Origin of the sequence: Streptomyces sp. NPDC006332, from assembly GCF_040612855.1 — a bacterium.
In the GTDB taxonomy this organism is placed as follows: Bacteria; Actinomycetota; Actinomycetes; order Streptomycetales; family Streptomycetaceae; genus Streptomyces.
The window spans coordinates 1-14,041 of the sequence record NZ_JBEXRA010000107.1 but is presented as its reverse complement, the minus strand read 5'-3'; the positions used below and the strand labels follow the sequence as shown (position 1 = coordinate 14,041).

Genomic DNA, 14,041 nt, shown 5'->3' with positions numbered 1-14,041 from the left:
GGTGATATCGCCACTTGGAGCGCTGACGGGCAGCTGCGGTATCTCGGTCGGGCCGATGACCAGGTCAAGATCCGTGGTCAGCGTGTTGAGCTCGGTGAGATCCAGACCCGTCTCGCCGAGCTGCCCGGTGTCGCTCAGGCCGCGGTCGTGATCCGCGAGGACCGCCTCACCGCCTACTACGTCGCCGAAGCCGGCAGCACGCCGAACTTCGCCGCTTTGCGAGACCGCCTGCCCGAGCACATGGTCCCCTCTGCCTATGTCGAGCTGGAGGCGCTTCCCCTCACCCCGAACGGCAAACTCGACCGCAAAGCCCTGCCCACACCCAACCCAGCCCCGGGCTCCGGCACTTATCGCGCCCCACGTGACCCGCGCGAAGAACTCCTGTGCACCCTCTTCGGCCAGGTCCTCGGCATCGACACCCCCATCGGTATCGACGACAACTTCTTCGCCCTGGGCGGGCACTCCCTGCTTGCCACGCGCCTGGCCAGCCGTATCCGTACCGTCCTGGGCGCCGAACTGCCCCTGCGTACGATCTTCGAGGCCCCCACGGTGGCCCTGCTGGCCCAACACATGCAGGACAGCGGCGACCGTCGTCCGCCCCTCATGGCCCGCGTCCCTCGGCCCGACCGCGTCCCCCTCTCCCATGCCCAGCAGCGTCTGTGGTTCCTCGACAAGATGGAGGGCGGCAGTCCCACCTACCACATGCCCCTCGCCGTTCGTCTTCACGGCGACCTCGATGCCGATGCACTGCAGCAGGCCCTCACCGATGTCGTGCACCGGCACGAAAGTCTGCGTACCGTCTTCGAGGAGCACGACGGTGAACCCGTACAGAAGGTGCTGTCCTGTGCCGAGGCCAAGCCCGAACTCGACCGGGTGGTGGCATCCGAGGAGCAGTTGACGAGCCTGATGGCGTCCGCCGTCGCGCGGCCCTTCGACCTGGCTGCCGAACTCCCGGTACGCGCAGTACTGTTCACCGTCGGTCCGGCTGAGCACGTGCTGCTCCTGGTCGTGCACCACATCGCGGCCGACGGCTGGTCCTTCGCGCCCTTCGCCCGCGACCTGTCCACCGCCTACCGCAGCCGCGTCCACGGCTCGGCACCGGACCGGCAGCCGCTGCCCGTTCAGTACGCCGACTACATGCTGTGGCAGCAGGAGTTACTCGGGGACGAACACGACCCCGCCAGCCGGGCCGCCCGCCAACTCGCTTACTGGCGAACCGAACTCGACGGGTTGCCCGCCGAGCTCAGCCTGCTCACTGACCGGCCGAGGCCCGCCGTGGCCGGCCATCGGGGCGGATTCGCGTACTGGAACATCGACGCCGAACTGCTCGGAAGGCTTCAGACGCTCGCCCGGGAGTCCGGCGCGAGCCTGTTCATGCTCGTGCAGGCCGCCCTCGCCGGACTGCTCACCCGGCTCGGCGCGGGCGAGGACATCCCCCTCGGTGCGCCCATCGCCGGACGTACCGACGAGGCACTCAACGACCTCGTCGGGTTCTTCGTCAACACCCTGGTCCTGCGCACCGACACCAGCGGCAATCCCACCTTCCGCACCCTCCTCCACCGCACCCGGGAGACGGACCTCCACGCCTACACCCACCAGGACACCCCCTTCGAGCGCCTCGTAGAGGTCCTGAACCCCGAACGCTCCCTCGCCCGCCACCCCCTCTTCCAGGTCGCCCTGAACTTCCAGAACAACAGCGAAGGCGTCCTGGACCTCGGGGACGACATCAAGGTGAGCGAGCTCGAAGTGCAGCGCGGGCAGGCCAAGTTCGATCTTTCCTTCACCGTGCGCGATGCGCCGGACGGCGGGCTGCACGGTGCGATCGAGTACGCGGCCGACCTGTTCGACCAGGAGACCGTCGACCTGCTCGGCCAGCGGCTCGTACGCTTCCTCCAAGCCGTCGTCGAACGCCCCGACGAACCGCTCTCGCGGTACGAACTCCTCACTCCCGAGGAACACCATCGACTCCTGGAGGAGTGGAACTGCCCCCCGGACGGCACCCCCTCCGCGACGACCCCCGACACCCTGCACCACCTCTTCGAGTTGCAGGTCTCCGCCACCCCCGACCGGGTCGCTCTGGTCCACGGCGACGAACAGCTCACCTACGCCGAGCTCAATGCACGGGCCAACCGACTCGCCCACCGGCTCGTCGCGGATGGGGCGGGGCCCGGGAGGGTCGTAGCCGTATCGCTTCCGCGTTCCATGGAACTGATCGTCGCGTTGCTCGGTGTCCTGAAGTCGGGGGCCGCCTATCTGCCGGTCGATCCCACGTATCCGGCGGAACGGATCGCGTTCATGCTGGAGGATGTCGAGTCGGTCGCTCTCCTGGACGACCTTGAGCAGGTGCGGGAGCCGGGCGAGTGGGCCACGACCGACCCGCTCGCCCCGGCGGACGCGGGCGCGGCCGCCCGGATGCCCGCGTACGTCATCTACACCTCCGGCTCGACCGGGCGTCCCAAGGGCGTGGTCATCCGCCATGACGCGGCGGTGAATTACCTCGCGTACCTGCACGATCTGACCGGACTCGGGGCTGACGACACGGTGCTGAACCTCGCCTCGGTGTCCTTCGACCCGTCCGTACGGGACATCTTCGGGCCATTGACGGCCGGCGCGCGGCTCGTCGTGGCGGAGCCGGAGGAAGCGAAGAATCCGGCGGCGCTGTTGGGGCTGCTTCGGCGGCACCGGGTGACCGTGCTGCCGGCGCTGGTGCCGACCATGCTGGACGCGCTTGCAGACGCGGCGCGGGACGCGGCCGACGAGGACGACGTACCCTCGCCGTGGCTGCGGATGGGCCTGGTCAGCGGCGAGGAGCTGACGGCCGCGCATGTACGGCGGGCCGCGGCGGTCGGGGCGGACTGGCAGCTGGTGAACCAATACGGGCCCACCGAGTCGACGATGACGGCGACCTTCCATCCGGTGACGGACGAGGAGGCCCGGGACGGTGCCAGGCTGCCGATCGGGCGGCCGATCAAGGGCGCCCGCTGCTATGTGCTCGACCGGTGGCTGCGGCCGGTGCCTGTGGGATCCACGGGTGAGCTGTATCTCGCCGGTGACGATCTGGCGGACGGGTACGTGAACCGTCCGGCGCTGACCGCGGTGCGGTTCGTGGCGGACCCGTACGGATCTCGTCCGGGTGACCGTATGTACCGGACCGGCGACATCGCGCGGTGGCGGGCCGACGGCACGCTGGAGTTCCACGGGCGCATCGACGACCAGGTCAAACTGAGGGGCGTCCGCGTCGAACTGGGGGAGATCCAGGCGGTGCTGGCGGCCGTGGACGGAGTTGCGCAGGCCGGTGTCGCGGTGCGGGAGGACGTGCCGGGGCGGCAGCTGCTGACCGGCTATGTCGTGCCCGAGCCTGGGGCCGAGCCGACAGCGGACGCCTTGCGGCGGGCACTGGAGAAGCGGCTGCCCGCGCAGCTGGTGCCGGGGGCGTTCGTTGTGTTGGACGCGCTGCCGCTCAGTCCGAACGGGAAGCTGGACCGCACGTCGCTGCCCGCGCCGGAGCAGGGCCAGGGCGAGGTCCGGGACGCCGCCACACCGGTCGAGAAGACGCTGGTGGAGCTGTTCTGCGATGTTCTCGGGCTGGACCGGGTCGGGGTGGACGACAACTTCTTCACCTTGGGCGGGCATTCACTGCTGGCTGCCCGGCTGGTGAGCCGAGTGCAAGCGGTGCTCGGGGTGGAGCTGCATCTCCGCAGCCTGTTCCAGGCACCGACCGTGGCCTCGCTGGCCGCGCTCCTGGAGCAGGACGGCGGGTCCGACGACTCGCTCGACGTCCTGCTGCCGCTCCGGGCGCAGGGCACCGGCACCCCGCTGTTCTGCATGCACCCGGTGGGCGGTCTGAGCTGGTGCTACGGACGGCTGGTGCCGTACCTCGGTGCGGAGTTCCCGGTGTACGGGCTCCAGGCCCGGGGCATCGCCGGCGACGGGCAGCGCTGGGCGCGGACGATCGAGGAGATGGCCGACGACTACGTCGAGCAGATCCGCCGGGTTCAGCCGCACGGGCCGTACCAGCTGCTGGGCTGGTCGGTGGGCGGCAACGTGGCGCACGCGGTCGCGGTGCGGCTGCGCCGGCTCGGCGAGCCTGTCACGCTTGTCGCGCTGCTCGACTCCTGCCCCAGCGACCTGATGGACAAGCCCACGCCCGCGATGGAGCGCGAGCGGCTCCACAAGGTGGTGGCCGACTTCGACGTGGACGCGGCGGACTTCGAGTGGCTCGAGCGGGACGGATCCGAGCTCGGACGCACCCTGCGCAAGGAACTCAGCGTGATGAAGGGGCTGTCCCGGGAGCAGATCGGCGCCATGTGGGACACCTCGGTGAACACCAGCCTGGTCCTGCGGGACTACGTGCCCGAGCCGCTGGATGTGCCACTGGTGTACTTCACGGCGCTGTTGGAGCGGCCCCCGGGCAGCCCGGATGTCACCGCCTGGGAGCCGTACTCGGCGGGTCCGATCGAGGAGTACGGCATCGAGTCCAGCCACGCCGGCATGATGGACGCCGCTCCGGTGGCTGCCATCGGCCGGATTCTCGGTGATGTGCTGCACCGGATCGGCGGTGCGCGATGAGCACCGTGACCGAAGGGGACGCGGTCGACAAGACACCGCGGTTGAGCCGTAACCGGGACTTCTGGCTGTTGTGGAGCGGCAGCGGGCTGTCCGTGCTCGGGTCACGGGCCGGCGCCGCGGGGTACGCGCTGCTGGCACTCTGGCACACGGGGTCAGGGCAGGCCGCCGGTCTGGTGGCGTTCGCCGCGCTGCTGCCGAACCTGGTGGTGCAGTTGCCGGCCGGAGCGCTGGTGGATCGGTGGGACCGGAAGCGGCTGATGGTGGCCTGCGAGGTGGGCAGGGCGGTGGCCCTGCTGAGCGTGGCCGTCACGGCTGCCGCCGGAGGGTTCTGGTTGCCGCATCTGATGGCGGTGGCCCTGGTGGAGACGAGCCTGGGCCTGGTCCACCAGCTGGCCGAGCAGGGTGCGGTGCGCCATGTGGTCGCCCCGCACCAGCTGGGGGCCGCCCTCTCCCGCAACGAGACGCGCTTCAGGGCCGCCGGGCTGATCGGCGGGCCGCTGGGGACCGCGCTGTTCGCCCTGACCCGCTGGCTGCCGTTCGCCTTCGCCGCCCTCGGTCAGCTGTTGTCGCTGCTCACCTTGCTGCTGATCCGCCGGGACTTCCAGGACCGCAGGAAGCGCGACGCCAACCGGTCGCTGGTCCGGGAGATGCGCGATGGGGTGAAGTGGCTTCTCGGACAGCGGTTCCTGCGGGCCGCGGTGTCCCTGGTGGCCGCCACGAACGTGCTGTTCCAAGTGGTCATGCTGGCCGTTCCGTTCGCGCTGGTCGAGGAGGAGGGACGGTCCCCGGTGGCGGTCGGCGTCGTGCTGGCGGCCGGCGGGATCGGCGGGATGCTGGGCGCGCTGAGCGCCCAGTGGTGGATCCCGCGTCTGTACCTGCGGACCGTGCTGATCGGCGGGCTCGGAGTGTGGGCGGTGCTCGTGCCGCTGGTGGCGGTCGTACGTCAGCCGCTGCTGATGGGGTTGGCGTGCGGGGCTATGAGCTATGTCAGCGGGCTGTTCAACGTGGTGGCCGCCGTTTATCAGCTGAGGATCACTCCGGACGAGATCCTGGGCCGTACGGCTGGGGCGGCGGGCATGTTCGCGTACGGCGCCAGCGCGCTCGGGGCGCTCGCGGGCGGGGTGATGCTGGACGGCTGGGGCAGCCGCCACACCGTCCTCGCGGTCGCCGTGCTGATGGCGGTGACCGCCCTGGCGGCGGCCGCGGTGCCCGCCGTCCGGGCCGCCGCCCACCCGGCCTCGGGCGGCCCCGACCCGGACCTGCCCGAGCGCGGAGAGGACCGCATACCGGCCGTATAGGTCCTTGATAGGAGCCCCCCGCAGGATCGATGCGCTGGGGGGCCGTCGTACCCAGTGATCCATGTGCCGGTGCTCGTGGAACCCCGGCCCGGCTGCCGCCACCACCCGGGCCGCGCGGCGGTGATCGCGCACTCGACCTCGACACGATCCGTTCCGACGTGCCGGCGCCCGGTTGTGTTCCCGGGCCGCCGAGCGCACCTGTGGAAGGACTGAATCCCGTCATGCTCATCCTGCGGCACTCCGAGGTCGCACAGATCCTCGACGGCCGTGAACTCGACAACATCCGGACCGTGGGCGACGCCTACCGCCTGCACGCGCAGGGCGACACCGCGGTACCGCACTCCGTGTTCCTCCGCTTCCCCGGGCAGCCGCGCAACCGCATCATCGGTCTGCCCGCCTACCGGGGCGGGCGGACGCCGGTCGCGGGCATGAAATGGATCGCTTCCTTCCCGGCCAACATCGAGCGGGGCATCGAACGGGCCAGCGCGTCGATCATCCTCAACTCGCTGGAGACCGGCCGGCCGGAGGCCCTGATCGAGGGCTCGCTGATCTCCGCCGCACGCACCGCCGCCAGCGCCGCGCTCGCCGCGGAGCTGCTCACCCGCGACCGCCGCCCGGACGGCCTGGCGCTGATCGGCTGTGGCGTCATCAACCTGGAGATCCTGCGCCATGTGCGGGCAGCCATGCCAGGGCTGAAGACGCTGTCCCTGTACGACAGTTCCCCGCAGCGGGCCGCCGAGTTCGCCGCCCGGGCCGCCGCGGTGCTCCCGGGTGCCGAGGTCGTCACGCTCGACAGCGCGGAGCAGGCGCTCGCGGCGCACGGCCTGGTCTCCATCGCCACGTCCGCCATCGAACCGCACCTGGACCTGAAGGCAGCCGTGCCGGGCACGGTCGTGCTGCACATCTCGCTGCGTGACCTGCTGCCCGAGTCACTGATCGACGCGCACAACATCGTCGACGACGTCGATCACGCGGTGCGCGAGCGGACTTCACTCGACCTGGCCGTGCAGGCCGCAGGGCACCGGGACTTCATCGACCCGACGATCGGCCGGCTCCTCCTGGAGGAGGGCTCCGAGGACGGGTTCGCGCCGGAGCCGGACCGCACGGTCGTCTACGCGCCGTTCGGACTGGGCGTGCTGGACATGGCCCTCGCCGACGACGTCCTCGCCTCCGCCCGGGCCAGAGGGCTCGGGGTGCGGGTGGAGGGCTTCACGCCGTGACGCGACACGTCACGGCCGTACGCACCCCGACGAACCACGACATGGGAGCACACATGACCAAGAGCACCTCCCGCGCACGGCACACCGCCGGGGTCCTCGCCGCGGCCGCGGCCGCGACCGTCGGCGTCGGGCTCGTGGCGTCGCCCGCGAGCGCCGCGACCACCTGGGAGTCGCTGACGGTGCCCACCACCTACGCGACCATTTCTGTCCTGCCGTTCGACAGCCAGAACGCCTACGCCAAGAGCGTGCCCTTCTGCTTCGACGAGTGCACGTCCTCGCCCAAGCTGTGGCAGAAGACGGGCACCGCCTGGAAGCAGGTGACCACGCCCTCGGACGCCGAGGTCGGCGTCCTCGCCGGCACCGGCGTGAACGACCTGTGGGTCTTCGGAAGCAGGTACGCGACCACCGGCAGCTACCGGTTCAACCACTACGACGGCACCAAGTGGACGTCGAACCTCAACCCGGAGCCGAAGAACGCCGAGGTCCTCGACGCCCAGGCGATCAGCCGCAACGACGTGGTGGCGGTCGGCAACTACCGCGCCGACGACAACGGCTGGCACCCGATGGTGACCCGGTGGAACGGCAGCAGCTGGAAGACGACCCAGCTCAGCGGGATCGACGGCCAGTTCGACGCCGTCGACGTCAACTCCCCCACCGACATCTGGGCCGTAGGCTTCCGCAACAAGGGCGGCGGCACCGGCGGTTACCAGCCGCTCGCCATGCATTACGACGGCACCACGTGGAGCGAGGTGCCCGTGCCCGAGACGCCGGGCGAGATGTACACCCTGAGTGAGGTCATCAGCAACGGACCGAACGACACATGGGTCGCCGCCGGGAAGAGGGTGAGCCACTGGAACGGCAAGACCTGGACCCGCCATGACACTCCCGCCTCCTGGCCGACCTTCGCCTACCACGGGGGGCAGCTCTACGCCGGTCTCGCCGGGTCCCCGAAGTTGGTCCGCTGGAGCGGCAGCGCGTGGGTGACGGACAGCTCCCTCACCCAGGGCGCCCAGGTCGACCAGCTGACCACGGCCCCCGACGGCTCGCTGTACGCCGTCCACAGCGAGGGCAACTCGGTGTTCTGGTACAACGCCTTCCTGTCCCGGCTCGCCCCGCCGGCCGCTCGCTGACCCGCACCGCCCCACAGGAAAGGAAACGCTTCATGAGCGACCGCAACGGCTGGGCTCCTGCGGAAATCGGTCCGGGCGACATCGGCACCGACGCCACGCCCGAGGCACTCGTCGCCCACCTGGACGCCATCGACTTGGACGCACTGCTCGTCCGGGAGAAGGCCGTGGTCTTCCGCGGGTTCAAGGTGCCCGCCGACGGCCTCGACCCGGTGCTCGACCGCCTGCTGCCACGCCGCCTCGCCTACGTGCACGGCAACTCGCCCCGCACCAAGGTGGGCTCGAACGTCTACACCTCCACGGAGTACCCGCAGGAGTACACCATCTCGATGCACAACGAGATGTCGTACGCCCACGCGTGGCCCACCCGCCTCACCTTCTACTGTGCGGTCGCACCCGCGACCGGCGGCGCCACCCCGCTCGTCGACGCGGCGCTGTGGCTGGAGTCCCTGGACGACGAGGTGCGCGAGGCCTTCCGGAACGGGGTGCGTTACACGCAGAACCTGCACGGCGGCAGGGGGCTCGGCAAGAGCTGGCAGGACACCTTCGAGACGGAGGACCGGGACGAGGTCGACGCCTTCCTCAAGGGGGCCGATGCCGACTGGAGCTGGGGACCGGGTAACAGCCTGATGGTCAGCCAGGTGCGTCACTCCACGGTCCGCCACCCGGACACCGGGACAGAGGTCTGGTTCAACCAGTCCGACCAGTGGCACCCGGCCTCGCTCGGCGACGAGACGGCCAAGGCCCTGGCCCAGATCATGCCGGCGAGCGAGTTGCCGCAGTACGTCACCTTCGCGGACGGCAGTCCGATCCCGGACGCGTATGTGCTCCAGGTGCGTGACCGGGGTCTGGAGAACGCGGTCGACGTCGACTGGCACGAGGGCGATCTGCTGGTCATCGACAACCTGCTGGTCGGCCATGGCCGCCGCCCGTTCACCGGTCCGCGGCGGGTTCTCGTCGCCATGTCGGACTGAGCACTCTCCGATTCCGGCCCGCAGCGGGGCCAGGGCCGGTTCGTCACCGGCCCTGGCCCGTTCTCTTGTCCGACCCCGCCGCGCCGTGATGTGCACGAGTGTGACCGCTTTCTTTTCCGACCTCCCGCCGGGCCGGCCCGTCCGGCCCTCGCAGAGAGGCGAGTCCCCGTGACCCGTCACCCCGTCGTTCTGATCGCCGAGGAGCTGTCCCCGGCCACAGTCGACGCCCTCGGCCCCGATGTGGACGTGCGCCGCGTCGACGGTTCCGATCGCGCCGCCCTGCTGCCCGCCCTCGCCGACGCCGATGCCGTACTGGTGCGCAGCGCCACCCGGGTGGACCGGGAGGCAATCGCCGCCGGCCCTCGGCTGAAGGTCGTTGCCCGGGCCGGGGTGGGCCTGGACAACGTCGACATCCCGGCCGCCACCGAGGCCGGTGTCCTGGTGGCCAACGCCCCGGTCTCCAATGCCACCAGCGCCGCCGAGCTGACCGTCGGCCTGCTGCTGGCGGTCGCCCGCAACATCCCGCAGGCCGACGCCGCGCTGAAGAACGGTTCCTGGCAGCGCAGCCGCTGGTCCGGCGTGGAACTGAGCGGCAAGGTGCTCGGCGTGGTCGGCCTCGGCCGCATCGGCGGCCTCGTCGCCCGGCGCATGGCCGCCTTCGGGATGGATGTGGTGGCCTACGACCCCCATGTGACCGCCGCCCACGCGGCTGCCACAGGCGTGCGGCTGTTGCCCCTCGACGAACTCCTCGCCCAGTGCGACTTCCTCACCGTCCATCTGCCCCGGACTCCCGAGACGACGGGCCTGATCGGCTTCGACGCGCTGAGCAAGGTGAAGCAGACCGTGCGCATCGTCAACGCGGCGCGCGGCGGCATCGTGGACGAGAACGAGTTGTACGCCGCGCTGAAGGAGGGTCGCGTCGCGGGCGCCGCACTCGATGTGTACGCCAGTGAGCCGTGCACCGACTCGCCCCTGTTCGCGCTCGACAACGTGGTGGTCACTCCCCACCTGGGCGCCTCCACCGCCGAGGCCCAGGAGAAGGCCGGCGTCGCCGCGGCCCGCTCGGTGCGGCTCGCGCTCGCGGGTGAGCACGTGCCCGACGCCGTCAACGTACGGGGCGGCCCGGTCCCGGAGCCGGTACGTCCGTGGCTCTCGCTGACCGAGCGGCTCGGCCGGGTCTTCACCCGGGCCACGGGCGGTGTCCCCGTGCAGCTCGAGGTCCTACTGCGGGGCGAGATCGCGGAGGCTGCCCCGGAGGTGCTCGAACTCGCCGCGCTCAAAGGGGTGCTGGACGGGACCGCCGCGGGCGCGGTGAGTGATGTGAACGCCCCGCTGGTCGCCCGGGAGCGCGGTCTGACCTCGCGGCTGTCCACAAGCCGGGACGCCGTCGGCCACCGTTCCGCCCTTACCCTGCGTGGCGTCCTCTCCGACGGCCGCGTCGTCACCGTCACCGGCACGCTCGCCGGGATCCGTCTCCAGGAGCGGCTGGTCGAGGCGCTCGGCCACGACCTGGATCTGCCGCTCTGCGGCGACCTCTGCTTTCTGCGCTACCCGCACCGGCCCGGAGCGATCGGCCTGATCGGCGGGAAGTTCGCCGCGGAGGGCGTCGACATCACGGCGATGCAGGTCGCGACGGACGCCGGCCGGACCGCCCTGGCCGGTCTCTGTGTAGACACTCCTGTTCCCGCGAGCGCGCTCGGTCGGGCCGCCGCCGCGGTGGACGCCGACCTGACCTGGCATGTTCCCGCAGAGGGCTGACACTAAAGCGCATTGATCGGGAAATTTACTGAATTCCGAGTTGTGAAATTCAGCGCCACAGGATCGAACCAACTGTTTTACAATCCGTAGGAGATCTACGACCGATTACCCGACATACAGCTCACACGTGAGGGGATGTGCTGGACGAAGTGCACCCGCTTCCAATTCCCTCCGGTGGGCGACCCGGCCCAGAACGCAGGGGCACTTTGGAGCCGCCGGTGTTAACCAGCAGTCTCGGCTTGCACCCGGACGAGGAGTCGGCGTACCGGGCCATGCTGACGAGCTCCCACATGAGCGTGACCGACCTCGCAACCCACCTCGGCTGGCCCACGGGCAGAGTCTCGGCCGCCATCAACCGCCTGGCCCGGCGCTCACTCGTCCAGCTGCCCCCGGACAGCACCGGAAGACCGGTACTCGTCCGGCCCGAACTGGCCCTGGCAGCGTTGCTCCTCGACGAGGAGGCGACTCTGCTCGACCACCGCAGGCGCGTGGCCGCCAGCAGCACCGCGGTCACCCAGGTGATAGCCGCGTACAACGCCCCGGAAGACCGGCCGGACGTCGTGCGACTGCCGGATCCGGAGGCGGTGCAGGAGAGAATCGACGAGTTCGCGGCGGCCTGCCAGGTGGAGATCGCGGCGCTGGAGGTCGGCAGCTCCCCCTCCGTGGAGCGTCTCGGGGCCGCCGAGCGACTCGACTCGGCGATGCTGGACCGCGGAGTCGACCTCCGCCGCGTCTATCCCGACAGCGTGCTCACCGACACGGCTACCGTCCAGTACGCCGACCGGCTGACCGCCAGGGGCGGACAGGTACGGACGGCGCGGCGTCTGCCGCCCCAAATGATCATCTTCGACCGCTACTCGGCCATCGTGCCCATCGACCCCGCGCAACCGAACGCCGAAGCCGTGGCGATCCAGGGCACGGGCGCCGTCAGGGCTCTGCTCACCCTCTTCGACCACGTGTGGGAGCAGGCCACGCCACTGGGCTCGACGGCGGACAGCGGTGCGGACGAGTTCACCGACCAGGAACGCACCCTGCTCGAACTGTTGTGCGCCGGCGGCACCGACGAGGTGATCGCGCGCAGACTGGGTGTGTCGGTGCGCACCGGCCGGCGCCTCACCTCGGGGCTCATGAGCCGCCTCGGTGCCCGCAGCCGGTTCCAGGCGGGCGTGCTGGCGGCGACTCGTGGCTGGGTACTGCCACCCGAGCCCCAGGACGACACAGCGCGCGCGGCGACTGAGCCGAAGGCCGACAGGTGACTTTCATTCTGTCATCACGATGCCGGGGCAGAGCAGCCAGTCGACGCGCGGCGGTGACGAGAAACACAGGGGAACACCATGTCGGAAAACTTGGAAATAAATCGCGATGAAGAATCTGTTTACCAGGTGCTGCTGGAGAAACCGGATCTCAGCGTGGTCGACCTTTCCGAAGTTCTCGGTTGGTCTCCGGAAAGAGTGACCGCGGCCTTCAATAAATTGATCCACCTGTCCTCGCTGAGTCCCGGAAGTGAGGACGCGAAACTCAGAATCACCCGGATCAGGCGCAGCCTCATCTCTTTTCTGGACCGTCAGGAAGAGGAGCTGATCCGGCGCCAGAAGGAGATCGCCGCCAGCCGTCAGGTGGTCTTCCAGCTGCTCGCCGAGCACGCTGAAGCCGCTACGGACGATCAGCACAGGGGAGCCCGGCGGCTGGAGGGCAGGGAGGCGATCCAGTCCTTCATCCGGACCATGGCCGAGACCTGCACATCCGAGGTCGCCGTCTTCGCCACCGGGGGTGGCCAGCCGGCGGAGAGTCTGGATGCGGCCAAGCCACTCGACTCCGCCGTTCTGAAGCGGGGGGTGAGCGTGCGCTACATCTACCTCGACAGCGTCCGCAACGACGGAGCCACCACGGCGTACGCACAGTGGCTGACCCAGCAGGGCGGGCAGGTGCGGACGGTGCCGCACCTGCCGACACGACTGCTCATATACGACCGCTCACTGGCCATCGTTCCTGTGAACCCGCAGGTCGCGGATGCCGCCGTCCTCGCTCTCGAGGACGTGGGAGTGGTCAGTGCGCTGCAAGCCCTCTTCGAACGGACTTGGGACCACTCCTCCCCACTCGGCGAGGATCGCAGCCGTGACTCACACGGGCTCACCGCCCAGGACCGTGCCGTACTGGAGCTTCTCGCTCGGGGGCTCACCGACGAGATGATCGCCCGCAAGCTGGCGGTTTCCGTGCGCACCGTGCGTCGTATGACAGCCGGCCTGATGAACTGCCTGAACGCGAGCAGTCGCTTCCAGGCCGGCGTGCTGGCCGTGGCGCGGGGCTGGGTACGCGGTTGACGTCCGGTTGTGGATCACGGTCCCCAGGTGTTGTCCAAGAGGACTGCTGCATCCTCCTGGCCGGACGCGGACACCTGCTTGATGGGGTCACCGGTCACCGGGGACGCGCCGACAGTCGCCGTCGCGGTCAGAACGGCGATGATGGGCACCAGCAGTGCGAGCTTCAGTCGTCCCAAGCCCTTCACGACACACCTTTCTTGTTGCCTTTTCTGCTTTTTCGACCGCACCGGTTCTTGCGCCTTCGGCTCGCGAACGTCATGGTGTGGCCCGTGTTTCTGATTCTTTCAGCGCAATTCCACGGGTCGCCAGCACATTTCATGTCCGCTTCTGCCGGTGGCAGGAGCCTGCCACCGCAAAGGTCAGTATCCGCCCCACTCCACGAGGAGTTGGTGACGCTCCTCCTCCGTGAGGATGTCGATGCCACTCACCGGACGCTCCGGGTTCTCGGCCAGGGTCTCCAGCAGGTACAAAACCCGGTCGAGCAGCTGCTGGGCCTCGTCGCGCGTGTAGAGGTCCGGCAGGTATCCCAGCCGCAGACCGAGGCGATCGCCGTCCGGCACGACGGCCATGCGGAGCGGGTAGTGAGTGGCGTCCTCATTGTCGATGTCGAGCACCTCGAGGCCGCTGAGGACCGTGTCGAGAACCGACGGGTCCAGGGGGTAGTTCGTCAGCACCGTCGTGGTGTCGAAGAGGGTGCCGAAGCCGGTGTGGCGCTGGATGTCGGACAGGCCGTAGTGGTGGTGCGGGATCAGTTGTGCCTGTTCCTCCTGCAGC

At 69.7% G+C, this 14,041-nt stretch carries 10 protein-coding genes; 8 read left to right on the top strand and 2 right to left on the bottom strand.

The features are described from left to right. The 8 genes from ABZ027_RS42335 to ABZ027_RS42300 form a co-directional block, all read left to right on the top strand. A partial coding sequence (locus ABZ027_RS42335) for an amino acid adenylation domain-containing protein (protein ID WP_356778302.1) occupies positions 1-4,569 on the top strand: 4,569 nt, incomplete at its 5' end. After that, the gene (locus ABZ027_RS42330; protein ID WP_356778300.1) at positions 4,566-5,867 is read left to right on the top strand and encodes an MFS transporter; all 1,302 of its coding nucleotides are present in this window, start codon (positions 4,566-4,568) and stop codon (positions 5,865-5,867) included. The genes ABZ027_RS42335 and ABZ027_RS42330, both read left to right, overlap by 4 nt. A gap of 221 nt (positions 5,868-6,088) precedes the next feature. Next, the gene (gene sbnB, locus ABZ027_RS42325; protein ID WP_356778298.1) at positions 6,089-7,087 is read left to right on the top strand and encodes a 2,3-diaminopropionate biosynthesis protein SbnB; all 999 of its coding nucleotides are present in this window, start codon (positions 6,089-6,091) and stop codon (positions 7,085-7,087) included. 53 nt (positions 7,088-7,140) lie between these two features. After that, positions 7,141-8,217, top strand: a complete 1,077-nt coding sequence (locus tag ABZ027_RS42320) for a hypothetical protein (protein WP_356778297.1) — start codon at positions 7,141-7,143, stop codon at positions 8,215-8,217. Between the two features lie 32 nt (positions 8,218-8,249). Beyond that, entirely contained in the window at positions 8,250-9,188 is a 939-nt protein-coding gene (locus ABZ027_RS42315) for a TauD/TfdA family dioxygenase (RefSeq protein WP_356778295.1), read from the top strand. Between the two features lie 168 nt (positions 9,189-9,356). Then, positions 9,357-10,946 (top strand): phosphoglycerate dehydrogenase, encoded by a 1,590-nt coding sequence (gene serA / locus ABZ027_RS42310; RefSeq protein ID WP_356778293.1) that lies wholly within the window; start codon positions 9,357-9,359, stop codon positions 10,944-10,946. 218 nt (positions 10,947-11,164) lie between these two features. Next, on the top strand, positions 11,165-12,202 hold the full coding sequence (locus tag ABZ027_RS42305) for a helix-turn-helix domain-containing protein (RefSeq protein WP_356778291.1): 1,038 nt from the start codon (positions 11,165-11,167) through the stop codon (positions 12,200-12,202). A gap of 78 nt (positions 12,203-12,280) precedes the next feature. Continuing rightward, entirely contained in the window at positions 12,281-13,267 is a 987-nt protein-coding gene (locus ABZ027_RS42300) for a helix-turn-helix transcriptional regulator (RefSeq protein ID WP_356778289.1), read from the top strand. Positions 13,268-13,281: 14 nt separating this feature from the next. Here ABZ027_RS42300 and ABZ027_RS42295 read toward each other — a convergent pair whose 3' ends face one another. Both ABZ027_RS42295 and ABZ027_RS42290 read right to left on the bottom strand, forming a co-directional pair. Further along, positions 13,282-13,443, bottom strand: a complete 162-nt coding sequence (locus tag ABZ027_RS42295; RefSeq protein ID WP_356778287.1) for a hypothetical protein — start codon at positions 13,441-13,443, stop codon at positions 13,282-13,284. A gap of 183 nt (positions 13,444-13,626) precedes the next feature. Then, a partial coding sequence (locus tag ABZ027_RS42290; RefSeq protein WP_356778285.1) for a condensation domain-containing protein occupies positions 13,627-14,041 on the bottom strand: 415 nt, incomplete at its 5' end.

Coding starts and splice junctions, on each gene's coding strand:
- ABZ027_RS42315 (WP_356778295.1), top strand. CDS start 8,250: ATGAGCGACCGCAACGGCTGGGCTCCTGCGGAAATCGGTCCGGGCGAC.
- sbnB (WP_356778298.1), top strand. CDS start 6,089: ATGCTCATCCTGCGGCACTCCGAGGTCGCACAGATCCTCGACGGCCGT.
- ABZ027_RS42300 (WP_356778289.1), top strand. CDS start 12,281: ATGTCGGAAAACTTGGAAATAAATCGCGATGAAGAATCTGTTTACCAG.
- ABZ027_RS42320 (WP_356778297.1), top strand. CDS start 7,141: ATGACCAAGAGCACCTCCCGCGCACGGCACACCGCCGGGGTCCTCGCC.
- ABZ027_RS42330 (WP_356778300.1), top strand. CDS start 4,566: ATGAGCACCGTGACCGAAGGGGACGCGGTCGACAAGACACCGCGGTTG.